At 75.3% G+C, this 22,527-nt stretch carries 19 protein-coding genes; 15 read left to right on the top strand and 4 right to left on the bottom strand.

Annotated features, from left to right (window positions below; translation table 11 throughout):
• Window positions 1–2: 2 nt before the first annotated feature.
• The 7 genes from J1G43_RS03335 to J1G43_RS03305 all read left to right on the top strand — a co-directional run bounded on the left by J1G43_RS03335 (window position 3) and on the right by J1G43_RS03305 (window position 10,559).
• A complete protein-coding gene (locus tag J1G43_RS03335) occupies window positions 3–1,244 on the top strand; it encodes a sensor histidine kinase (protein ID WP_207339597.1) in 1,242 nt (413 codons plus the stop codon).
• 95 nt (window positions 1,245–1,339) lie between these two features.
• Window positions 1,340–1,945, top strand: a complete 606-nt coding sequence (locus tag J1G43_RS03330; RefSeq protein ID WP_242635363.1) for a response regulator transcription factor — start codon at window positions 1,340–1,342, stop codon at window positions 1,943–1,945.
• Between the two features lie 216 nt (window positions 1,946–2,161).
• Window positions 2,162–4,363 (top strand): hypothetical protein, encoded by a 2,202-nt coding sequence (locus J1G43_RS03325; protein WP_207339598.1) that lies wholly within the window; start codon window positions 2,162–2,164, stop codon window positions 4,361–4,363.
• A gap of 123 nt (window positions 4,364–4,486) precedes the next feature.
• A complete protein-coding gene (locus J1G43_RS03320; RefSeq protein ID WP_207377962.1) occupies window positions 4,487–5,518 on the top strand; it encodes a TIGR03885 family FMN-dependent LLM class oxidoreductase in 1,032 nt (343 codons plus the stop codon).
• Window positions 5,515–7,209 (top strand): alpha-amylase family protein, encoded by a 1,695-nt coding sequence (locus J1G43_RS03315; RefSeq protein ID WP_207377961.1) that lies wholly within the window; start codon window positions 5,515–5,517, stop codon window positions 7,207–7,209. The genes J1G43_RS03320 and J1G43_RS03315 overlap by 4 nt, the downstream gene beginning before the upstream one ends.
• Before the next feature lie 126 nt (window positions 7,210–7,335).
• On the top strand, window positions 7,336–8,307 hold the full coding sequence (locus J1G43_RS03310) for an FKBP-type peptidyl-prolyl cis-trans isomerase (protein WP_207369936.1): 972 nt from the start codon (window positions 7,336–7,338) through the stop codon (window positions 8,305–8,307).
• A 194-nt stretch (window positions 8,308–8,501) separates the two neighbouring features.
• Entirely contained in the window at window positions 8,502–10,559 is a 2,058-nt protein-coding gene (locus tag J1G43_RS03305; RefSeq protein WP_207339603.1) for an elongation factor G, read from the top strand.
• Between the two features lie 7 nt (window positions 10,560–10,566).
• Here J1G43_RS03305 and J1G43_RS18875 read toward each other — a convergent pair whose 3' ends face one another.
• From J1G43_RS18875 to J1G43_RS03290, 3 genes are all read right to left on the bottom strand, one after another.
• The gene (locus J1G43_RS18875) at window positions 10,567–11,538 is read right to left on the bottom strand and encodes a S41 family peptidase (RefSeq protein ID WP_207377960.1); all 972 of its coding nucleotides are present in this window, start codon (window positions 11,536–11,538) and stop codon (window positions 10,567–10,569) included.
• A 140-nt stretch (window positions 11,539–11,678) separates the two neighbouring features.
• Complete coding sequence (locus J1G43_RS03295; RefSeq protein ID WP_207377959.1) at window positions 11,679–14,261, bottom strand: ABC transporter permease; 2,583 nt, start codon at window positions 14,259–14,261, stop codon at window positions 11,679–11,681.
• The gene (locus tag J1G43_RS03290; RefSeq protein WP_207339606.1) at window positions 14,261–15,064 is read right to left on the bottom strand and encodes an ABC transporter ATP-binding protein; all 804 of its coding nucleotides are present in this window, start codon (window positions 15,062–15,064) and stop codon (window positions 14,261–14,263) included. The genes J1G43_RS03295 and J1G43_RS03290 overlap by 1 nt, the downstream gene beginning before the upstream one ends.
• 286 nt (window positions 15,065–15,350) lie before the next feature.
• Between J1G43_RS03290 and J1G43_RS19335 the strand changes: the two genes are divergently transcribed.
• From J1G43_RS19335 to galE, 4 genes are all read left to right on the top strand, one after another.
• On the top strand, window positions 15,351–15,479 hold the full coding sequence (locus tag J1G43_RS19335) for a hypothetical protein (protein ID WP_278186562.1): 129 nt from the start codon (window positions 15,351–15,353) through the stop codon (window positions 15,477–15,479).
• A gap of 49 nt (window positions 15,480–15,528) precedes the next feature.
• Window positions 15,529–16,146: an L-threonylcarbamoyladenylate synthase gene (locus J1G43_RS03285; protein WP_207339607.1), complete on the top strand. Its 618-nt coding sequence runs from the start codon at window positions 15,529–15,531 to the stop codon at window positions 16,144–16,146.
• A gap of 3 nt (window positions 16,147–16,149) precedes the next feature.
• On the top strand, window positions 16,150–16,884 hold the full coding sequence (locus J1G43_RS03280) for a uracil-DNA glycosylase (protein WP_207377958.1): 735 nt from the start codon (window positions 16,150–16,152) through the stop codon (window positions 16,882–16,884).
• A 104-nt stretch (window positions 16,885–16,988) separates the two neighbouring features.
• The gene (galE, locus tag J1G43_RS03275; RefSeq protein ID WP_207369931.1) at window positions 16,989–17,975 is read left to right on the top strand and encodes a UDP-glucose 4-epimerase GalE; all 987 of its coding nucleotides are present in this window, start codon (window positions 16,989–16,991) and stop codon (window positions 17,973–17,975) included.
• On the opposite strand, the gene J1G43_RS03270 is transcribed toward galE, so the two are convergent.
• Entirely contained in the window at window positions 17,959–18,816 is an 858-nt protein-coding gene (locus J1G43_RS03270) for a hypothetical protein (RefSeq protein ID WP_207377957.1), read from the bottom strand. The genes galE and J1G43_RS03270 overlap by 17 nt on opposite strands.
• 152 nt (window positions 18,817–18,968) lie before the next feature.
• Between J1G43_RS03270 and J1G43_RS03265 the strand changes: the two genes are divergently transcribed.
• From J1G43_RS03265 to J1G43_RS03250, 4 genes are read left to right on the top strand one after another with little or no spacing between them, the layout of a single operon-like run.
• On the top strand, window positions 18,969–20,231 hold the full coding sequence (locus J1G43_RS03265; protein ID WP_207377956.1) for a glycosyltransferase family 39 protein: 1,263 nt from the start codon (window positions 18,969–18,971) through the stop codon (window positions 20,229–20,231).
• Window positions 20,228–20,998: a glycosyltransferase family 2 protein gene (locus J1G43_RS03260; RefSeq protein ID WP_207377955.1), complete on the top strand. Its 771-nt coding sequence runs from the start codon at window positions 20,228–20,230 to the stop codon at window positions 20,996–20,998. The genes J1G43_RS03265 and J1G43_RS03260 overlap by 4 nt, the downstream gene beginning before the upstream one ends.
• Window positions 20,995–21,858 carry a ChbG/HpnK family deacetylase gene (locus tag J1G43_RS03255; protein WP_207369927.1) on the top strand — a complete coding sequence of 288 codons (864 nt, stop codon included), beginning with the start codon at window positions 20,995–20,997 and terminating at the stop codon, window positions 21,856–21,858. The genes J1G43_RS03260 and J1G43_RS03255 overlap by 4 nt, the downstream gene beginning before the upstream one ends.
• Window positions 21,855–22,523: a methyltransferase domain-containing protein gene (locus J1G43_RS03250; protein WP_207377954.1), complete on the top strand. Its 669-nt coding sequence runs from the start codon at window positions 21,855–21,857 to the stop codon at window positions 22,521–22,523. The genes J1G43_RS03255 and J1G43_RS03250 overlap by 4 nt, the downstream gene beginning before the upstream one ends.
• Window positions 22,524–22,527 lie beyond the last annotated feature (4 nt).

Genomic DNA, 22,527 nt, shown 5'->3' with positions numbered 1-22,527 from the left:
ACATGGTCACGCCCCGGCGCCTCGCCGCGCTCACGCGGTGGCTCCGCACGCCGCCGCGCGGGCCGGCGGCGGACCGGGCGTACTCGCTGACGATCCTGCTGGCCGGACTGGCGTTGCTGGCGCTCGACGTGAAGATGCTCGGGACCGACCAGCCGGTCGTCGCGGCCCCGGGCGGGGCGACCCCGTGGCAGGTCGCGATCCTGCTGCTGGGGACGTCGGTGCTGCTGGCCAAGCGCCGTCGGCCGGTGCTGGTCCTGGTCGCGGTCACCCTGCTCGTGGTGGCGGACGTGCTGCTCGGCGGCAGCCTGGGCATGTACCTCGTGCTGTTCGACGCGCTGTTCACGGTGGCGCGGGCCGCCGGGCGACGGGCGCGGGCGGTCGTGCTGGGCGTGCTGGTGTCCCTGGTCCTCGCGGTGCTGGTCACCACCGTCGCGCTCGGGGCGTCGCCGCGCGACGTGGTGCAGCTGACGCTGGTGGCCGGCTCGCTTCTGCTGCCGCCGTGGTGGTGGGGCTCGGACGTGCGCCGCTCGGAGCTCCTCGCCGCGGAGCAGTCCCGCCGTGCGGACGCCGAGCGTGCCCGCGCCGACCTCGCCCGGGCGCACGCGGACGACGTCGCCCGCATCGCCGCCCTCGACCGCGACCGCGCCGTGCAGGACGAGCGCGCGCGCATGGCACGGGACCTGCACGACGTGGTCGCCGGGCACCTGTCGGCCGTGGCGATCCACGCCGAGGCGGCACTGGCCGGCCCGCCGGACGAGCCGCGCGACCGTGCGGCGCTGGCCGCCGCCCGGGCCGGCTCGCTCGCCGCGCTCGCGGAGATGCGCTCGATGATCCTCGTGCTCCGTGCGGGTGCGGACGCCGACGCGGCCACCGCACCGGCCGGGCTGTCGCGCGTCGCGGACCTCGACGTGGACGTCGTCGGCGACGTGCCGGCGGACCTGCCCACGGCCGTCGACCACGCGGCGTTCCGCATCCTGCAGGAGGCCGCGACCAACGCCCGCAAGCACGGGACGGGGCCCGCGGCGGTGCGGTTCGCGGCCGACGGCGACGACCTGGAGATGGTCGTCGAGAACGCCCTGCGGACCGACGCCCTGCCCGTCGACCCGGCGCTGACGTCGTCCACGGGCCTGCAGACGATGCGCGAACGCGCGACCGCCCTGGGCGGGACCCTGACGGCGGCACCGACCGGGACGGTGTGGCGTGTGCACGTCCGCCTCCCCCTGCGACCGGGAGACGAACGGTGAGCGACCCGACGACGACCACGACCACGGGACCGCGCGGCGCGGTCCGGGTGCTGCTGGCCGACGACCACGCGGCGATCCGCGCCGGGCTGCGGCTCATGCTCGAGCAGTCGGGGCGGGTGCAGGTCGTGGGCGAGGCCGCCGACGGGGACGTCGCGGTGCGTCAGACGCGCGCGCTGCGGCCCGACGTCGTGCTGATGGACGTGCGCATGCCGGGGACCGACGGCATCGCCGCGACGGCCGCGATCGTCGGCGAAGGGCTGTCCGAGGTCGTGGCGCTGACGACGTTCGACCTCGACGAGTACGTGCTGGGGATGGTCCGGGCGGGGGCCGCCGGGTTCCTGCTGAAGACCGTCGGCGCCGGCGACCTCGTCGACGCGGTGTGCCGGGTGGCCGCCGGTGAGGGCGTCCTCGCGCCCGAGGTCACGCGCCGGCTGCTCGACGCGGTCGCGTCCCACGTCCCCGCCGACGCGCCCGCCACGGCCCCGGCCGACGACCGCCTCGCGGGCCTCACCGCCCGCGAGCGCGACGTCCTCGACGCCCTGGGCGACGGGCTGTCCAACGCGGACATCGCCGCACGGCTCGTGGTCTCGGAGACGACCGTGAAGTCCCACGTCAGCCACGTGCTCGCCAAGCTGGGCGTGCGGACACGGCTGCAGGCGGGGGTGCTGGCGCGGGACCTGCGGGGGTCGGACCGGCCCTGAGGCCCCCTCATCGTCGACGTCCAGGGCTGGTACGACGACGGCGCCCGCACCTCTCCTGATCGGGCCCACGACAGACCGCGATCTCGTCCGTCGAACGCCTGCGGAGCGCACCGCCCGGCTGGCAGGCTGTCAGCACTCCACGGCTGCCGACCCTGGGGTGCCGTGCTCCACCGGCGATCCACCCGAGCCGCGGCACCGCCACCAGCGAGGACCTCCATGAACCGTCGCCCTCTCGTGCTCAGCACCGTCATCGCGCTGACCGCTGCCGTCGTGGTCCCCGCCGCGGGAGCGGCAGCGGCGCCGCAGCCGGCCGACCGCGTGTCCGCCCTCACCTCCACGTACCGGTCCTACGGGCGCCCGGCGTCCCACACGCCGCCGACCGCACCGATCGCCGCGACGCTGCTGCCCGGGTCGGCGGACGCCCTGCGCCTGACGACCACGGCGACCGGCAGCACGGTGAGGAGCCTCGACGTCCGGGCGCCCGAGGCCGCACCCCGGCTCGCCGTGGGCAGCCACGCGGTCGGAGCCACCGCGTCCACCGTGCAGCTGTCGCTCACCGCCGACGACGGCTGCACGGCGACGAGCGGCGAGCTGGACGTCCTGGCCGTCGAGCACGACGACGCGGGCCGGCTGACCTCCCTGGCCGCGGACTACGTCGTCGGGTGCACGGACGGCAGACAGCGCTCGGGCTCGGTGCGGTGGAACAGCGCGGTGCCTTACGCGGTCACGACGACCCCCGGCAAGGTCGCCCCCACCCCGCTGCCCCCCGGCCGGACGGTGCAGGCCTCGGTCGTGCTCACGAACGCGGGGACGGCGTCGCAGACCTACGGCCCGTCGTCGTTCCCGCGCGTCGAGGAGCTCGACGCGCCCCACAGCATCACGCAGGACGGCTGCGACGGCGTGACCCTCGCACCCGGCGGGACCTGCCGCATCGACCTCGCGTTCGACCCGGAGCCCCTGCGCGGGGGGTTCCTCGCCCACCTCGAGACGCCCGACGGCTCACCCGGCGGCACGGCCTACACCTGGGTCCAGCTCGACTGGTGGGAGCTGCCCCAGCCGACCTTCACGGCGACCCCCGTGCGTGGCGGGGTACGGCTGACCACGACGTCGGAGGCCGCGACCTTCGACGTGATGCGCGACAGCACGCTGGTCGCCGACGACGTGACGCTGCCCTGGACGGATCCCTCGGCCGTCGCGGGTGCGGACCACGAGTACCGCATCGGCGCCAACTGGGACAGCCAGACGCTCTGGTCCGCGCGGACGGTGACCAGGGGGGCGCTCCCGGTGCCCCGGGGGGCCGAGGGCGAGTTCGTGGCGCTGCCGCCCACGCGCGTGCTCGACACGCGCACCGGGACCGGCGCCCGGGCCGGGGCGGTCGGACCGAGCACCTCGGTGAGGTTCGACCCGCTCGCCGGTACCCAGGTCCCCCGCGACGCCGTGCTCGCGGTGCTCCTCAACGTGACCGGCACGGAGGCGAGCACCCCGACGCACGTGCGTGCCTGGCCCTCGGGCACGGAGCTGCCGACGACCTCGTCGCTCAACCTGGTGCCCGGCCGCAGCCGCCCCAACCAGGTCATCCTCCCGCTGGGCGAGAACGACCGGGTCTCCCTGTTCAACGACAGCGGGACCACCCACCTCCTCGCGGACGTCCAGGGCTACTTCGTCTCGTCGAGCAGCACGAGCACCGACGGCGGCGGGTACCACCCGATCGACCCCGTGCGGGCGCTGGACACACGCACCGCCCGGGGCACCGGCCCGGCTGCGGCCCTGCGCGCCGACGAGGTCGTCTGGGTCCCGTTGACCCTGCCGGACGGCACCGGCACCGTCAGCGCCGTCGACGTCAACCTCACCGTCACCGAGCCCGGCACCGAGGGGCACCTCATCGCCTGGTCGGGCGCGGGTGACGCCCCGGGGGTCTCCAACGCGAACTTCGTCGCCGGGCAGACCATCGCCAACCACTCCACGGTCCCGGTCTCCTACCGCGCGGGACGCCCCGGGATCGCGGTGCGCAACGTGGCCCGCGGCACCACCCACGTCATCGTCGACGTCCAGGGCTGGTACGACGACGGCAGCCGCGCCGACGGTCTGCGCTTCCGGCCCGTCACGACCACGCGGATCCACGACAGCCGTGACGGCGTGGGCCGACCGCCCGTGGACTGGGAGATCCCGGTGACCGCCCGGCCCGACGCGGTCGCCCACGTCGTCAACATCACCGCGACGCAGGGCGTCGGGCCCGGCCACGTCATCGCCTGGGGCGGCGGCGACCCCCGGCCGAGCACGTCGGTCCTCAACTACGCGCCCGGCGAGGACGCGCCCAACCTGGCCGTCGTCACCAGCCCGCTCTCGCGGCAGCTCGGGGTGACGACGATGACCTCGTACGCGCACGTCGTCGTCGACCACCTCGGCTACTACTACTGATCGGGCACCGCTGAGCCGGACCGGGCCGGACCGGACCGGGCGTGCCTGCCACGAGCGTCCGGCGGGAGCGGGTACGCCCGTTCACCGAGCGGGACGAGCGTCCAGACGGTAGGAAAGTGCGGCATGGTGCGCGTCGGCTTTCACAACTCACACGAGCAGGTCCACCCGTCCGCCCTGCTGGCGGCCACGCAGCTGGCGGAGCAGCGCGGCTTCGACGCCGCGATGTGCTCGGACCACTGGGCACCGTGGCAGTCCACGCAGGGGCACTCCGGGTTCGCCTGGACGTGGCTGGGCTCGGCCCTGGCGACGACCCGCCTGCCGTTCGGCGTCGTCAACGCGCCGGGCCAGCGGTACCACCCGGCGATCATCGCCCAGGCCGCCGCGACGCTGGCCGCGATGTACCCGGGCCGCTTCTGGGTGGCGCTCGGCTCGGGCGAGAACATGAACGAGCACATCACCGGCGACGGGTGGCTGCCCAAGCCGGTGCGCGACGCGCGCCTGGTCGAGTGCGTCCAGATCATCCGCGCGCTGCTCGACGGCGAGGAGGTCACGCACGACGGCCTCGTGAAGGTCGACCGCGCCAAGCTGTGGACGCTCCCGGACGTCAAGCCGCTGCTCATCGGCCCGGCGGTGTCGGTCGCCACGGCCCGCAACCACGCCCGCTGGGCGGACGGGCTGGTCACGGTGAACCAGCCGGAGGAGAAGCTGCGCCGGATCGTCGCCGAGTACCGGGACGCCGGCGGCCGCGGCGAGATCTCCCTGCAGGTCCACGTGTCCTTCGCCCCCACGGACGCCGAGGCGCTGCGCCTGGCGCGCGAGCAGTGGGCGGGCAACGCGATCGGCCCGCCCGTCGCGTGGGACCTGGACACCCCGGAGGCGTTCGACCAGATCGCGGACAAGGTCGGTGACGACGTGCTGCGCGGGTCCGTGCTCGTCGAGCACGACCCGCAGCGCCTCGCCGACCGGCTCGTCGCGCTGGCCGAGATCGGCTTCGACGCCGTCTACCTGCACCAGATCGCGACCGACCCCGTCCCGTCGGACGAGAAGCACCCCGACGCCGAGGGCACCGCGACGCGCCCGTCGTCGACCCTCGAGGCGTTCGTCGACATGGCCGCCGAGCACCTGCTGCCCGCCCTGAAGGAGGTCGGCGCGTGAGGATCCGCGACACCGGTGACCTGTGGTGGAAGTCCGCCGTCATCTACTGCCTCGACGTCGAGACCTACATGGACTGGAACGACGACGGCATCGGCGACCTGCCCGGACTCCTCCAGCGCATCGACCACCTGGCCGAGCTGGGAGTGACCTGCCTGTGGCTCATGCCGTTCTACCCGACGGCCGACCGCGACGACGGCTACGACATCACCGACTACTACGGGGTCGACCCGCGCCTGGGCGACGCCGGCGACCTCGTCGAGCTGGTCCGGACCGCGAACGACCGCGGCATCCGGGTCATCGCCGACCTCGTCGTCAACCACACCTCGGACCGCCACCCGTGGTTCCGCTCCGCGCGGCGCTCGAAGGACAGCCCGTACCGCGACTGGTACGTGTGGCGCGAGGACGCCCCGCCGGACACGTCGAAGGAGGTCGTGTTCCCGGACAAGGAGGACGGCATCTGGACGTACGACGAGCAGGCGGAGGCCTGGTACCGGCACCGGTTCTACCGGCACCAGCCGGACCTCAACACCGCGAACCCGAAGGTCCGCGACGCGATCGCCAAGCTCGTGGGGTACTGGGCGCAGATGGGCCTGGACGGGTTCCGCGTCGACGCGGTGCCGTTCTTCCTCGCCGACGCCGCCAACGGCAAGGGCGACGACGTCGACCACCCGCACGAGTTCCTGCAGCAGCTGCGCGCGTTCCTGTCGCGGCGCACGGGCGACTCGATCCTCATGGGCGAGGTCAACCTGCCGTACGACCAGCAGCGCCTGTTCTTCGGCGACCACGACTCCGACGGCGACCACGAGGGCGCGGAGCTGAACCTGCAGTTCGACTTCGTCCTCATGCAGCAGATGTACCTGGCGCTGGCCCGCCAGGACGCGACGCCGATCGCCGACACCCTGCGCTCGCGCCCGACCATCCCGTCGGACGCCCAGTGGGCGACGTTCGTGCGCAACCACGACGAGCTGACGCTCGACAAGCTCTCGGACGACGAGCGCCAGGAGGTGTTCGACGCCTTCGGCCCCGAGCCGGAGCACCAGCTCTACGACCGTGGCCTGCGCCGCCGCCTGCCCCCGATGCTCGACGGCGACCCGCGCCGCGTGCGGATGGTCTACTCCCTGCTGTTCAGCCTGCCGGGCACCCCGGTGCTGTTCTACGGCGAGGAGATCGGCATGGGTGAGAACCTCGCCGCCGAGGGCCGGCTCGCGGTGCGCACGCCGATGCAGTGGACGTCGGGCCGCAACGGCGGGTTCTCCGACGCGCCGCCGTCGCGGCTGGCGGGCCCGGTTCCCGAGGGTGCCTACGCGCCGGAGCACGTCAACGTGTCCGACCAGCGCCGGGACCCCGACTCGCTGCTCAACTTCGTCCAGCAGCTGGCCCGGCGGTACCGCGAGTGCCCCGAGCTCGGGTGGACGGAGCACGCGGAGATCCTCGACCAGCCGCACCCCGCCGTGCTCGCTCACCGCTCCACGTGGCAGGACGCGTCGATGGTCGCGCTGCACAACCTCGGCTCCGAGGCGGTGCGGGTGCCGCTGCACCTGCCCGACACCGACGAGGACTCCCGCCTCATCGACCTGCTGCGCGACGACGAGCTGGTGCCGGACGAGAAGGGCCGCGTGGAGGTCGAGCTCGAGGGCTACGGGTACCGGTGGCTGCGGGTCGCGCAGCCGGGGTCACGGCGCCTGCTGTGACCCGCCAGCACCCCCGCTGAAGCGTTTCGGCAACCGGCCCGCCCAGGCAACCCCCAGGAACGTCGCGTACGGTGCCGGAGGCCGTCCACCGATCCGGGGCGGTCTCCCGACATCCGGAGGACCTTCGTGCGACGTCCCACCCCCCGCACCGCGCTGCGCGCCGCAGCCGCAGCCCTGGCGCTCAGCCTGACCCTCGCCGCCTGCGCCGGCGACGGCGGGAGCGACGACCCGACCACGCCCGCCCCGCAGCAGACCGACGCGTCGACCGAGGCCCCCACGGCCAGCGCCGAGGACGTCGCCGCGCTCGAGGCCGTGACGGTCGAGGGCGACGCCGGTGCCGAGCCGAAGGTGACCCTGCCCAGCACCCCGTTCACCGTCTCCGCCGCCGTGGCCCGCGTCCTCGACGAGGGCACCGGCGAGGAGATCACCGACGGCGACCTCATCGACCTGCACTCGGTGTGGCTCAACGGCGCCGACGCCTCGCCGCTCTCGTCGTCGTGGGCCAGCGGTGCCCCCGAGCAGATCGTCGTCAGCGAGGCGTCGCTGGCGCCCGTGCTCACCGACATCCTCATCGGCGCCAAGGTCGGCACCCGGTTCGCCTTCGCCCTGCCCCAGAGCGAGGACGCCGCGGCCGTCGCGGTCGCCGAGGTCGTCTCCAAGCGCCCGGGCCGCGCCGACGGCACGGCCGTCGCGCCCGTCGAGGGCCTGCCCACCGTGACCCTGGCCGACAACGGGGCACCGTCGCTCGAGCCGGCGTCGGGCGAGGCTCCGGCCGAGCTCGTGGCCCAGCCGCTCATCGAGGGCTCGGGTCCCGAGGTGGCCGCCGGCCAGACCGTGCTCGTGCACTACACGGGCTGGCTCTGGGACGGCACGCAGTTCGACTCCTCGTGGGAGCGCGGGGCGCCCTTCCCGGTCGAGAACATCGGCCAGGCCACCGTCATCGCCGGCTGGAACGAGGGCCTCGTCGGCCAGAAGGTCGGCAGCCAGGTCATGCTGGTCGTGCCGCCGGACAAGGGCTACGGCGCCGAGGGCCAGGGCGAGACGATCCCCGGCGACTCGACGCTCGTCTTCGTGGTCGACATCCTCGCCGCGAGCTGACGACCCCCGCCTGACGCACCCCTGACGGGCCGGACCACCTCTCCTGCGGGAGCGGGGGTCCGGCCCGTCGTCGTCCGCGCAGCGGCACCTCGTGGCACCGTCGTGGCGGCCGGACCAGGGACCCTCGTCCTGCCGTCCGGTGCCCGCGCGCCCTACGCTGGCCGCAAGTTCACCTCCAGCGTGGGAGGGTCCAGATGGACCAGGCACCGTCGGCCGCCGTCCGCACCGTCGCGCTGATCGGCGCCTCGGGTTCCGGCAAGACCACCCTGACCGAGGCGCTGCTGCACCGCGCCGGCACCGTCCCGCGGGCCGGCCGCGTCGAGGACGGCAGCACGGTCAGCGACCACGAGCCGGAGGAGATCGCCCGCGGCATCTCCCTGGCCCTGGGCATCGCGCCGTTCCGATGGCAGACCGACGACGGCACGCCGTACGACGTCACGCTGCTGGACACCCCCGGGTTCCTCGACTTCGCCGGCGCCGTCGACACGGCCCTGGCCGTGGCCGACCTCGCCGTGGTCGTCGTGTCCGCCGTCGACGGCGTGCAGGCCGGCACCCACCTGGCGTGGCGTGCCGCGGCGGAGGCGGGCGTCCCGCGCGTCGTCGTCGTCACCAAGGAGGACAAGGCCCGCGCCGACTTCCACCGCGTGCTCAGCGAGCTGCGCGACGCGTTCGGCAGCATCGTCGTGCCGCTGGAGCTGCCGTTCGGTGACGAGACGGCGTTCACGGGCATCGCCGACGTGCTCTCCGAGGAGGGCTACGGGTACGACGCCGACGGGCGCCACCACGACGAGCCGCTGCCGTCCGGCGTGGCCGAGGAGGAGCACCGCCTGCACGAGCAGGTGACCGAGGAGATCGTCGCGCACGACGACGACCAGCTCGAGCGCTACCTCGCGGGGGACGAGCCGTCGGCCGCGGACCTGGGGCGGACCCTCGCCCAGGAGGTGTGCGCCGGCGAGGCGGTGCCGGTCATGGTGGTCTCCGGCACCACCGGCGTCGGCGTCGACCGGCTCGCGGACCTGGTCTGCCTGCTGTGCCCCGGCGGGGAGGCGAGGTCGCGGACGGTGCTCGCGGGCGACGTCGAGGTGCAGGTGGCGCCCGACCCCGCCGGCCCCACGCTGCTGCACGCCTTCCGGACCGTCGCCGACCCGTTCGTCGGGCAGGTCACCGTGTTCCGCGTGCTGTCCGGCACGGTGCGCGCGGGTGACCGCCTGCTCAACACCACCACCCGCACCGAGGAGCGCCTGCCCGGCCTGTTCCGCCTGCGCGGCAAGGAGCACCTGCCGGTCGACGAGGTCGTCGCCGGGCAGGTCGGCGCGGTCGCCAAGCTCACCGGGACGCCCACGGGGTCGCTGCTCGCGGCCAAGGGCTCCCCCGGCGTGCAGCTGACGGCGCCGCCGACGCGGGAGCGCCCCGGCGTGTACGCGCTCGCGCTGGACCCGGTCACGCAGTCCGACGACGACCGTCTCTCGGCCGCGCTGGCACGGCTGGCGGCCGAGGACCCGACGCTCACCGTGGACCGCACCGGCGACCGGACGGTGCTGCGCGGGCTGGGCGACACCCACCTGGCCGTGGCGCTGGAGCGCCTGGCGCGGGTGTTCGGCGTGCACGTCACCACGTCCCCGGTGCCGGTCGGGTACCGCGAGACCATCGCCCGGCCGGTGGAGGCCGAGGGCAAGGTCAAGAAGCAGTCCGGCGGGCACGGGCAGTACGCCGTGGTGCAGCTGCGCGTCTCGCCGCTGCCGGCGGGGTCCGGCTTCGAGTTCGTCGACTCCATCGTGGGCGGTGCGATCCCCCGGACCTACCTGCCGGCCGTCGAGCGCGGGGTGCGCGAGGCGATGGCCGCCGGCGGTCCGCACGGGTTCCCCGTGGTCGACCTCCGCGTCGAGGCGGTCGACGGCAAGGCGCACTCCGTGGACTCGTCCGACATGGCGTTCCGCACCGCGGCGGCCGCCGGGCTGCGCGAGGCGCTGACGACGGCGGGCACGATGGTGCTGGAACCGGTCTGCCGGGTGCACGTCACCGTCCCGCAGTCCGCGCAGGGCGACGTCATGAGCGACCTGGCCGCGCGGCGCGGGCGGATCACGGACACCGTGTCGCTCGACGGCGGCGAGGTCGTCGTCGAGGCGACCGTCCCGGAGGCCGAGCTGAGCCGCTACGTGCTGGACCTGCGTTCGCTGACCGGCGGGCGCGGCGAGCTGACCGTCGCACCGGACCACTACGCGCCCTGCCCGGACCACCTGGTGCCGGCGTAGGAGAGGCCTACCCCGGCCCGCAGCCCTGCTGCGCCAGCCACGACCGCGCGGCCTCGTCGGCGTCGTCCGCCGGCACGGCGTGGTCCGCCTCGACGGGCCGCTCGCCGAGGTCGGTGCCGTCACGGTCGACGTACGTGTGGACGGTGACGAGCATGAGCGCCCCGTCGTACAACGAGTACGACGCGTTGCCCGAGGTGTAGCCGTAGCTCGGCTCCCCGAACGACTCCACGCCGTCGAGCCCGCGGAACGCGGTCAGGACGGCCTCGCCGCTGGACCCCGTGAGCCCGTCCTGCAGGACCGCCACCGGCGCCCCCGTGACCTTGGCGCGCGACCCCACGCTCGTCACGTGACCGGCCAGCTCGACACCGTCGGACCGGATGGTCACGGCCATGGCCCGGCCGTCGCGCTCGACCAGCTCGAACGCGGTGCCGTCCGGCAGCAGGGCCGACACCCCCGCGAGCATCGGGTGCATGTCGCCGCCGGTGTTGCCCCGCAGGTCGACGACCCACCCGCAGGTGCCGGGCGCGGCCGCCGCGATCCCGTCGGCCGCGGCGCGCGCGTATCGGTCCCGCAGGTCGCTCGATGCGCTCCCGAACGCCGGCACCGTGACCGTGGTGACGCCGTCCGCCGTCGTGACGGTCGGCTCCCGGAACTCCTGCGTCGCCTGCCCGTCGAGGTCGCGCGCCTCCTGCGGCGTGAGGAAGACGGAGTGCGGGCCACCGGCGACACGCGTCGCCGCGCGCAGCGCGTCGTGGACGTCGGCGAGCGAGTCTGCGTCCCGCGCCGCACGGGTCACCTCGGCGCGCGCGTCGTCCCACTGCGGCCCGCTCGCCCGGAGCCCGGCGTCCAGGTGCCGCAGCGCCACGTCCGCGTACGTCCGCGGCGAGGGCGGGGTGAGGTAGACGTTGAACGCGGGGCCGTAGGTGCCCACCGCCCACACGCCGGCGGCGATGACCACCGCGACGACGCAGCCGATCACGAGGACCACCCGGCCCCGACCCCGGCGGCGGGGTCCCGCCGCCGCCGGGGCGTTCCCCTGCGCCACGTCCGTTCCTTCCCCCTGCGCCACGTCCGCTCCTTCCCCCTGCGCCACGTCCGCTCCTTCCTGCCGCGCGGCCGTCAGTCCGGCGTCGCGATCGCGTCCAGCACCCGCAGCCGGGCCGCCCGCGCACCGGGCCAGACGGCGGCCAGCACACCCACGACCAGCGCGAGCACGACCATCAGGGCGAGCCCGTCCCACGGCACGGCGAGCCGGTCCAGTCCCTCCTCGGCGTACACGCGCGGCAGGACGGAGGCCAGGCCGACCCCGACCGCCAGGCCCACGACTGTGCCGAACACGGCCGTCAGGACCGACTCCACCGTGACGACGCCCGCGAGCTGCAGCCGCCCCAGGCCCACGGCCCGCAGCAGCCCGATCTCCCGGGTCCGCTCGATCACCGACAGGGCGAGCGTGTTGACGATGCCGAGCACCGCGATGACCAGGGACAGCCCCAGCAGGGCGTAGAGGATCACCAGCAGCTGGTCGACCTGCGCGGCGGTCTGGTCGACGAACTCCTCGCGGTTCTGCACGGACACCACGACGTACGGTGCGACCGCGTCCGTCACGGCGGCCCGCAGCGCGTCGGGCGCGACCCCGGCGGCCGCGTCGACGAACACCGTGTCCGTCACCTGCGCCGGCCCGGGGGCGAGCTCGTCGAGCACCGCCTGCGGGACGATCACGGCACCCCCGAGCACCGGGGAGTCGATGACCGCGGCGACGTCGAGCGTCCGCTCGCCGGCCTCGGTCACGACCGTGACCTCGTCGCCGACCGACCAGCCCTCGCCGGCGGCCATGCGCTCGTTGACGATCGCGTGGGTCGTGTCCAGGTCGTCGACGTCGCCCTGGAGCACGTCGACGACCACGGACGAGCCCAGGACCCCGTCCCCGACGCCGATGACGCCGGCGCCGTCACCCTCGCCCGGCGTCGCGCCGGGCTCCGGCGACACGCCGCCGAGCGTGAACGCGAGCACGTCGGCCCGCCCGACCTCCGGCAGCGCCGCCACGTCCGTGATCGCACCCGTGGGGATCACGGACGTCGCGGACCGCAGCACCAGGTCGGCGTTCGTCGCGCTCTCCACGACGCGCACGAGCGACGCCTGCCCGGTGGCCGCGATGACCGACACCGCGCCGACCAGCGCCATGCCGATGACCAGCGCACCCGCCGTGGACGCGGTGCGTCGCGGGTTGCGCACGACGTTGCCGCGGGCCAGGCGGCCCATCGGGGGCAGCAGGCGCACGAACGGGACGGCCAGGACGCGCAGCACGGCGCGTGCCATCGCCGGGGACGCCACGAGCACGCCGACGAGCACGACGACCGCCCCGGCGCCGAGCAGGAGCTCGGCGGCGTCCGCCTCGGGGCGCAGCGCCGCGTACGTGACGGCTGCGACCCCCGCGGCGACGAGCAGCGCACCGGCCAGACCGCGCCGGCGCAGCGAGCGCTCCGGCACCGTGACCTCGCCCCGCATCGCCTCGACGGGTGCGACGAGCGCGGCCCGCCGCCCGGGCACCGCCGCGGCGACGGCCGACACGACGGTGCCGAGCGCCAGGCACGTCACGACCGTCGTGGCGTCCAGGGGGATCTCCCCCACCAGGTCCATGCCCAGCCCCTCGAACACGACGCGCAGCAGGCTCACCAGGCCCAGCCCGCCGACGACGCCCAGCGCGGACCCGACCAGGCCCACGACCGCCGCCTGGCCGACGACCACACCGAACACCTGCGCCGGCGACGCGCCCACGGCCCGCAGCAGCGCGAACTCGCGCACCCGCTGCCGCACCGACATCGCGAACGTGTTGGCGATGAGGAACCCGCCGACGAACAGCGACATGACCGCGAAGATCAGCAGGAACGACGTGACGAACCCGAGGGTCTGGTCGACGCCGGCCTGCAGGTCGTCGCGCTGCGACTGCCCGGTGAGGACCTCGGCGCCGGTGACGTCCGCGTCGTCGAGCGCGGCGGTGACGCGGTCGACGAGCGTCCGCTCGTCCACGCCGTCCTCGGCGTACACCGACACCGTCGCCACGGTCCCGTCGGCGGCGTAGACGGCGGTGGCGACGTCGACGGGCAGGTAGACCAGCGTGGCGCCGGCCAGCGGCCCGCCGGCGTCGACCTCGCCGACGACCGCGACGTCCCGGACCTCGCCCCCCAGGACCACGCGGGTGGTGTCCCCCACGGCTAGGCCTGCCGACTCGAGGGACGCGGACTCGACCGCGACCTCGTCCGCCGCCGTCGGGGCCCGCCCCTCGACGAGCCGCAGCTCGGGGTCGTCGCCGTGGAAGGCCAGCCCGAACGACGGCGCCTGCGTCGACTGCACGGCCGTCCCGTCGGCACCGACCAGGACGATCGGTCCGGCCAGGTCGGGCAGCGCGGCGCGCACACCGTCGACGTCCGCGATCTCGTCGGCCAGCGCGGCGGGCACCGGCACGCGCTGCTCACCGAGCGAGAACCCGGCCCCGGCGGCCCCGCCACCGGCCAGGGGTGCGTCGCCCCGCACGTACGCGTCGGCCGGCGCCTGCGCGTCGACGATGCCGTGGAACGTGTCGGACAGCATGGTGCGCAGCGCGAACGTGCCGGCGACGAAGGCGACCCCGAGGGCCACGGCCAGCACCGACAGCGCGAACCGGACGGCGTGGGCGCGCACGCCCCGCAGGGTGACGCGCAGCATCAGCGCACCTCGGCGGGGGCGGTGCCGCCGGTCGCGCCGGCGCCGGACGGGCGGCGCGACAGGGCGCCGAGCCGCTCGAGCACGGTGTCGGGGGTCGGCTGGGAGATCTCGTCGACGATGCGCCCGTCGGCGAGGAACAGGACGCGGTCGGCGTACGACGCGGCCGTCGGGTCGTGCGTCACCATGACCACCGACTGGCCGAGCTCGTCGACGCTGCGCCGCAGGAACGACAGCACCTCGTGCGCCGACGCGGAGTCGAGGTTGCCGGTGGGCTCGTCGGCGAACACCACCGCCGGGCGCGTGACCAGGGCGCGGGCGCACGCGACGCGCTGCTGCTGACCGCCGGACAGCTCGCCCGGCTTGTGGCTCAGCCGGTCGGACAGCCCCACGGCCTGCACGACGGCGTCGAGGTGCTCGCGGTCGACCGGCCGGCGGGCGATGTCGAACGGCAGCGTGATGTTCTCCAGCGCCGTGAGCGTGGGCACCAGGTTGAACGCCTGGAAGACGAAGCCGATCCGGTCGCGCCGCAGCCGGGTCAGGCGGCGCTCCGACATGGCCGACACCTCCTCGCCGTCGACGACGACGGTCCCCGACGTGGGCCGGTCGAGGCCCGCGAGACAGTGCATGAGGGTGGACTTGCCGGACCCCGAGGGCCCCATCGTCGCGGTGAGCCGGCCGCGCTGGACGTCGAGGTCGACGCCCGCGAGCGCGTGCACGGCGGTGGGGCCGGAGCCGTAGGTGCGCACGAGGCCGCGCGCGGTGGCGATGGGCGTCTCGGCCCGGGTGCTGTCGGTGGTGGTCACACCGACGATCGTCCACCCCCGGGCGACCGCTCGGCACCAGGGCTGGCCCCGGACGCGACCCTGAGCGCGCGGGCCCCGGCACTCAGGGTCGACGTCGGGACGTCGGTCCTGGTCAGCGGGCGTGCACCGGGTGGGCGCGACGTGCCGCGCGGCACCGGACCCCGAGCCGACCGGGGGCTGTCCCCCGGGCACGGAGGGGGGTCCGCCCGGATGTGCGGGGCGCGGGCCGGGCGACAGGCTGGCACCACGCCACCACGGGGGTGGCGCGAGGACGGAGGTGCGGACCATGGTGGCGACGCTGCGTCGGGTCGGGTCGGTCGTGGGTGCCGTCACGGCCGGGGCGGTGCTGGCCGCCGCCGCCCAGCCGGCCCTGCTCTCCCAGCTCGTGGCCCAGGTGGCCGACCGCCTGCCGTGAGCCGCACCCACGCGCGCGGACCGGGCGCGCGCCTCCTACGCTGAGGCGCATGGCCCGGTACTTCGACGTCCACCCCACGGACCCGCAGCCGCGGTCGGTCGCCCAGGTGGTGGCCATGCTGCGGGACGACGCTGTGATCGCGTACCCGACGGACGTCATGTACGCCCTGGGCACCCGCATGGACAACCACGACGGCGCCGATCGCATCCGCCGCATCCGGCACCTCGACGACCGCCACCACTTCACGCTGGTGTGCTGCGACTTCGCACAGCTCGGGCAGCTGGTGCACCTGGACAACAGCGCGTTCCGCGCCATCAAGGCCGCCACGCCCGGCCCGTACACGTTCATCCTGCCCGCGACGCCGGAGGTGCCACGGCGCCTCGCGCACGACAAGAAGCGCTCGGTCGGCGTCCGCATCCCCGACGACCCGGTGACGCACGCCCTGCTGCGCGAGCTGGGTGAGCCCCTGCTCTCGTCGTCCCTGCTGATGCCCGGCCACGACTGGCCGATGACCGAGGGCTGGCAGATCAAGGAGGAGCTCGACGACGTGCTCGACGCCGTCGTCGACGGGGGTGACCGCGGCACCGAGCCCACCACGGTCGTCGACTGGACGTCCGGGGCACCGGAGGTCGTCCGGGTGGGTGCGGGCGACCCGGACCGGTTCTGACCCGTGGCGGGCCTGGACGACCCCGCCGACGTGGTGCACGCCGCCGCCGCGGCCACGACCGTGGCCGAGCTCGACAGCGCGGTCACGGGCTGCCGCGCGTGCCCGCGGCTGGTCGCGTGGCGGGAGGCCGCCGCCGCGGACCCGCCGGCCCGGTTCCGCGGCCAGACGTACTGGGCGCGGCCCGTGCCCGGGTTCGGCGACGAGCACGCCGGGATCGCGCTGGTCGGCCTGGCCCCTGCCGCTGACGGCGGCAACCGCACGGGCCGGATGTTCACCGGCGACCGCTCGGGCGACTTCCTCGTCGCCGCGCTGCACCGCGTCGGCCTGGCGTCGCAGCCGACCTCGGTCGCCCGCGACGACGGCCTCGTGCTCACCGGCCTGCGGATGACCGCCCCGGTGCGGTGCGCACCGCCGGCGAACGCCCCGACAGCCGTCGAGCGCCGCACCTGCGGGCCGTGGCTCGCCCGGGAGATCGAGCTGGTCGCCCCGCGCGTCGCGGTGGTGCTCGGTGGGTTCGGCTGGAAGGCGCTGCTCACGACCCTGGCCGAGCAGGGCTGGGACGTCCCCCGGCCCCGCCCCGCCTTCGGTCACGGGGCCGAGCTCACCCTGCGCCGCGGTGACGCCGCCCTCGTCCTGCTCGGCTGCTTCCACGTGAGCCCGCACAACACGTTCACCGGCCGGCTGACCCCCGCGATGCTCGACGCCGTGCTGGATCGCGCCCGCGTGCTCGCCGGCTGACCCCGCACCACGGGGCGCGGCACCGCCCGGCTCGTCCAGGGGGACGACGAACGTCCCCCTCCGGGAGGACCCGCGGCCTATGTCCCGACTCGTACGCTCCCCCCGTGGGCGTGCTGGTGACAGGCGGGGCGGGGTACATCGGGGCGCACGTCGTGGACGCGCTGCTCGGGGCCGGGCGGAGTGTGGTCGTGGTCGACGACCTGTCGACCGGACGGGTCGACAGGATCCCGGGGGTGCCCGTGGTCCGGCTCGACGTCGCGTCCGCGGCCGCGCCCGGGGTGCTGGCCGACGCGTTCGCGCGCTGGGACGTCACCGCCGTGGTGCACCTGGCAGCCCGCAAGGAGGTCGCGGAGTCGTTCGCACGGCCGGAGTGGTACCACGCGCAGAACGTCGAGGGGACGGCGCACGTGCTGGCGGCGATGGCAGCCGCCGGCGTGCCGCACCTGGTCTTCTCGTCGTCGGCCGCGGTGTACGGGTCGCCCGACGTGCCGTCCGTCGACGAGGACACCCCGCCGGCACCCCTGAGCCCGTACGGCACGACCAAGCTGCGGGGGGAGCAGCTCGCCGCGCGCGCCACCGGCAGCGGCGTGCGGTCGTTCTGCCTGCGCTACTTCAACGTGGCGGGCGCACGGTCGTCCGCGCTGCGCGACGACCAGGAGACCAACCTGGTGACGACGGTGCTGGGCCGCCTCGCGCGGGGTGAGCCCCCGCAGGTCAACGGCACGGACTACCCGACGCCCGACGGCTCGTGCGTGCGCGACCTCGTGGACGTCCGCGACGTCGCGTCCGCGCACGTCGCCGCCCTGCGGGCGCTCGAGGCGGACACGGGCCCGGTGCGCTCGGAGGTGCTCAACGTCGGCACCGGGACGGGCGTGTCCGTGCTGGAGGTGGTCCGCAGGCTCTGCGCCCTCGACGGGAGCGAGGTCCCGCTGCAGACCCTGCCGCGGCGCACCGGCGACCCCGCGACGGTCGTCGCAGCGGTCGCGCGCGCGCAGCAGCGCCTCGGCTGGCGGGCGACGCACGACCTCGACGCGGTGCTGGCCAGCGCGTGGTCGGCCGCCCATGGTGAGCAGGTCAGCCCTGTGCGCTGACCGGCTCCGGCTCGGCGAGCGACTCGGGCGACCCGAAGCGGGCGACGGCGAGCGCGCCCGCCAGGACGAGCACGAAGGCGACCGTCGCCAGCAGGCCACGGCCCGGCAGCGCGCGGTCCCCCACGAGCACCAGCCCGAGCAGGGCACCGACGCACGTCTCGGTGGCGACGGTCGCCGCCGTCACCGGCACGACGGGGGCCCGCCGCAGTGCGAGCGCCGTCAGCGCGAGCGCGAGGCACCCGCCGAGCGCCCCCGCCCACAGCGCCGGGTCCGCCGGCAGCTCGACCGGCCGGGTGGGGTCGACCACGTGCGCGGCCAGGGCGAGCAGGGCGTACCCGCAGCCCGCCATCACGGCGAGGGCGAGACCCGTGCGCGTGGCCGGCGGCCGTGCGGCCACCCGCCAGGCGACGACCCCCAGCAGGAGCGCGGCCCCGAGCAGACCCAGGGGCACGCCGGCGGCGGGTGCGGCGACGGGTGCGGACGCGACGCTGAGCGCCAGGGCGACCAGCCCCGCACCCAGGGCGACCAGGCCCGCGGCGTCCCGGCCCGTGAACCGCGCACCGAGGAGCAGGACCGCCAGCGCCGCGGCGACCGCGAGCCCGGACGCGCGCCCGGCCTGCACCAGGAACAGCGGCAGGGTGCGCAGCGCGACGAACGACAGCGCGAACCCGAGGGCCACGAGCACGAGGGCGGCCAGGTAGGCCGGGGACGTGAGGAGTCGTCGCGCGAGGGTCGACCCCAGCCCGGTGTCGTGCGGCAGGCGGCGCACCGCGACGGCCTGCAGCACCACGGCGGAGCCCGAGCAGAGCGCCGAACCCGCGACGCAGAGCAGCCCGACCACCCGTCACCTCGCCCTCGCCACGCACCCGGTCCACGATCGTCACCCGGTCGGACCCCAACGCGGCACGGCGCCCGGACGTCTCACCCTATGCTCGCGCCGTCCGCCACGGTGCGTCCCGGACACGGAGAGCAGGGATCCAGGTGACATCGGCCATGACGAGACCCGGAGCGCAGCCCGTCGCGCAGCGCAGCGACCGGTGGTACGGGGCCGCGGTCGCCGGCGTCTTCGCCGTCCTGGTCGTCGTGCTGTCGACGGTCGTCGCCCTCGCGACGCGGCACCAGGTGCGCCACGACCCCGAGCTGACCGGCCCGTCGTGGCTCGACGGCTGGTACCAGTACGACGCGGGCTGGTACCTCGAGATCGTGCGCGACGGGTACTCGTACGCGCCGGGGCAGCAGTCGCCCGTCGCGTTCTTCCCCGCGTACCCGCTCGGCGTGCGCGGGTTCGGGGAGCTCCTGGGTGACCACCAGGTCGCCGGGCAGCTGCTGAGCGTGCTGTGCGGGCTGGTCGCCGTGGTCCTGTTCGCCCTCTGGACGCGCCGACGTCTGCCGCGGCGCACCGCCGTCCTGGCGGTCGCGGTCCTGCTGCTGTACCCGTACGCGTTCTTCCTCTACGGCCCGATGTACGCCGACGCGCTGTTCCTGCTGAGCGCGATCGGCGCGTTCGTGCTGCTGGAACGACGCTGGTACCTGGCGGCCGGCATCGTCGGCGCGGTGGCCACCGCGGGCCGGCCCGTGGGGGTCGCCGTCGCGGTGGGCCTGGTGGTGCGCACCCTGGAGATCCTGGCGGAGGACCGCCGTGCTGCCCGCCCCGGCGACCTCGCGGCGGACGACCCGCCCGTGGCCGGGGCAGGCGGCGCACCGCCGGTGTGGCCCGGGTGGCGCGACCTGGTCGCCGCCGTGCGCGACGTGCGCCTGCGTCACGTCGGGGTGCTGGCATCCGGGCTGGGGCTGGCCGGCTGGTGCCTGTACCTGTGGCTGGAGTTCGGCAACCCGCTCGCGTTCGTCGAGGTGGAGTCCGCACCGGGCTGGAACCAGGGCGTCGGGCCGCGGACCTGGTTCAAGGTCGTCTACGCGGGCACGTTGATCAAGGGGCCGTACGACATCGCGCTGCTGCTGACGCTGCAGGCGCTCGCCTGCCTGTGCGCGGTGCTGCTGCTACGGCGCGTCCAACGGCTGTTCGGGTGGGGCTACGCCGCCTACGCCGCGGTCGTGCTGCTCATCCCGATCATCGGGACGAAGGACTTCATGGGGGCGGGTCGGTACGTGCTGGTGGCCTTCCCCGTGATGGCCGCGGCGGGCAGCTTCCTCGCGGATCGCCAGCGGCGGTGGGTGGTCCCCGTCACGCTGGTCGTGTCGGCAGCGCTGCTCGTCGTGCTCACGTACCTGTTCGGCAGAGGGGTGGCAGTGTCATGACGTCCACACGCGGTCCGGGACCGTTGTCCCGCATCTCCGTCTTCTTCCCCATGTGGAACGAGGAGGAGTACATCGAGCGCGCCGTCGCGGCCGCGTCCGTCACCTGCCGCCAGCTGATCGAGCAGGGTCAGGTGCTCGACTACGAGGTGATCGTCGTCGACGACGCCTCGACGGACCGCACCCCGCAGATCGCGGACCTGCTCGCGACCGAGGACCCGCACGTCCGGGTCGTGCACCACCCGGTCAACCGCAAGCTCGGGGGGTCGATGCGCTCGGGCTTCGACGCCGCGAAGGGCGACGTCGTGCTGTACACCGACGCGGACCTGCCGTTCGAGATGCGCGAGCTCGAGCGGGCGCTGCGCGTCCTGCAGACCTACGAGGTCGACATCGTCAGCGCGTACCGGCTGGACCGCACGGGCGAGGGCCCGCGCCGGGCCGTGTACTCGTTCCTCTACAACGGCCTGGTCCGCGTCATGTTCGGCACCCGCGTACGGGACGTGAACTTCGCGTTCAAGCTGGTCCGCCGCGAGGTGCTGGACCACGTGACCCTGCGCAGCGAGGGGTCGTTCATCGACGCCGAGCTGCTGGTGCGGGCGCAGAAGGCCGGGTTCGAGGTGCTGCAGATCGGGGTCGACTACTTCCCGCGCACGCGCGGGGTCTCGACGCTCTCCTCGCTCGGCGTGATCCGCACGATGCTCAGCGAGATGCGGACGCTGCGGCGCGAGCTGCGCAGCCTGCCCGCCCGACCCGCACGAGACAGCGCGTGACGCGGCTCCTCGTCGTCACGGCGGACGACCTGGGGCTCACCGCCGGCGTGAACGAGGCGGTGCGGCGCGCGCACGTCGACGGCGTGGTGACGGCGACGTCGCTGCTCGCGGTGGGCACCGCCTTCGACGACGCGGCCCGCGTCCTGCGGGACCACCCGACGCTCGAGCTCGGCGCGCACCTCGCGCTCGTCGGCGAGGACCCGCCGCTGCTGTCCGCCCGGGAGGTGCCCACGCTCGTCGACCGGCGGGGCCGCTTCCCGCTCGGCTACCGCACCGTCGTGGCACGCGGGCTCGCCGGGCGCATCGACCCCGACGACGTGCGCCGCGAGCTGGGCGCCCAGCTGGAGCGCGTGCAGGGGGTCGGCCTGCCCGTCACGCACCTCGACACCCACCAGCACACGCACCTGTGGCCGGTCGTGGGCCGGGTCGTCACCGAGCTCGCCGTCGGCGCGGGCATCGGTGCGGTCCGCCTGCCCCGCAGCCACGCGCGGGGCGTGACCGCTGCGGGCGTCGGCGCCCTGGGGCGCGTGCTGCACGGGCGCCTGCGGCGGGCGGGCCTGACGACCACCGACGACTACGCGGGCCTCGACGAGGCGGGCGCGATGGACGAGGACCGCTGGGTCGCGACGCTCACCGCGGCCGCCGCGCGCGGCGCGCGCACGCTCGAGGTCAACGCCCACCCGGGCGTCGCGCACGACCCCGACGCGGGGCGGTTCGCGTGGGGCTACCGGTGGTCCGACGAGCTCGCGGCGCTGACGTCGCCGCGCACCCGCGCGCACGTCGACGCGTGCGGGTACGTCCTCACCGGGTTCACCGGCCTGGCCGCGACGGCCGCGCCCGACGCGGGGGGACGCCCGTGACGCGCGCACCCGACGCCTTGGGGCGCCGCGCGCTCGCGCTGTACCGCGACGCGCCGTGGCAGGAGCGGGCGCACGTGCACGTGCGCTGGTGGAGCGCGCCGTTCCGTCGGCTGGCCACGCTGCTGCCCGACGACGGGCCCGTGCTGGAGATCGGCTGCGGGCACGGCCTGTTCAGTGCCTACGCCGCGCTCGCCGGCCCGGGGCGCCGCGTGGTCGGGGTGGACATCGACGCGGACAAGGTCGCGGTCGGTGCCGGTGCCGCGGCACGCGTGCCCAACCTGGAGCTGACGGTCGCGCCCGACGGCGCCGTGCCCGCCGGGCCGTGGGCGGCCGTCGTGGTGGTGGACGTGCTCTACCTGCTGCCCGCCGACGCCCAGCGTCGCCTGCTGCTGGCCGCGGCCGAGCAGGTGGCGCCGGGCGGGCGGCTCGTCGTCAAGGAGATGGGCACGTCCCCCCGGTGGAAGGTCGCCTGGAACCGGTGGCAGGAGACCCTGTCCGTGCGGGTCCTGCGGATCACCGAGGGGTCGACCACCTTCACGTTCGTCCCACCCGACGTCGTCGCCGGGTGGCTGCGCGACGCCGGCCTGGCCGTCACCGCCACCCGTCTGGACGCCGGGCGGGTGCACCCGCACCACGTGCTGGTGGGGGAACGCGAGCGCGCCTGACGGC

The sequence above is a fragment of the Cellulomonas sp. zg-ZUI22 genome (genome assembly GCF_017353535.1).
In the GTDB taxonomy this organism is placed as follows: domain Bacteria; phylum Actinomycetota; class Actinomycetes; order Actinomycetales; family Cellulomonadaceae; genus Cellulomonas; species Cellulomonas wangleii.
Note: the sequence above shows the minus strand (reverse complement) of the source record. Positions and strands in the feature narration are given on the sequence as shown.

What these genes read in the sequence shown, in the direction of transcription:
- J1G43_RS03335 (WP_207339597.1), top strand. Translation starts at nt 3, where the DNA reads ATGGTCACGCCCCGGCGCCTCGCCGCGCTCACGCGGTGGCTCCGCACG.
- J1G43_RS03330 (WP_242635363.1), top strand. Translation starts at nt 1,340, where the DNA reads ATGCTCGAGCAGTCGGGGCGGGTGCAGGTCGTGGGCGAGGCCGCCGAC.
- J1G43_RS03325 (WP_207339598.1), top strand. Translation starts at nt 2,162, where the DNA reads ATGAACCGTCGCCCTCTCGTGCTCAGCACCGTCATCGCGCTGACCGCT.
- J1G43_RS03320 (WP_207377962.1), top strand. Translation starts at nt 4,487, where the DNA reads ATGGTGCGCGTCGGCTTTCACAACTCACACGAGCAGGTCCACCCGTCC.
- J1G43_RS03305 (WP_207339603.1), top strand. Translation starts at nt 8,502, where the DNA reads ATGGACCAGGCACCGTCGGCCGCCGTCCGCACCGTCGCGCTGATCGGC.
- J1G43_RS03295 (WP_207377959.1), bottom strand. Translation starts at nt 14,261, where the DNA reads ATGCTGCGCGTCACCCTGCGGGGCGTGCGCGCCCACGCCGTCCGGTTC.
- J1G43_RS19335 (WP_278186562.1), top strand. Translation starts at nt 15,351, where the DNA reads ATGGTGGCGACGCTGCGTCGGGTCGGGTCGGTCGTGGGTGCCGTCACG.
- J1G43_RS03285 (WP_207339607.1), top strand. Translation starts at nt 15,529, where the DNA reads ATGGCCCGGTACTTCGACGTCCACCCCACGGACCCGCAGCCGCGGTCG.
- J1G43_RS03265 (WP_207377956.1), top strand. Translation starts at nt 18,969, where the DNA reads ATGACGAGACCCGGAGCGCAGCCCGTCGCGCAGCGCAGCGACCGGTGG.
- J1G43_RS03260 (WP_207377955.1), top strand. Translation starts at nt 20,228, where the DNA reads ATGACGTCCACACGCGGTCCGGGACCGTTGTCCCGCATCTCCGTCTTC.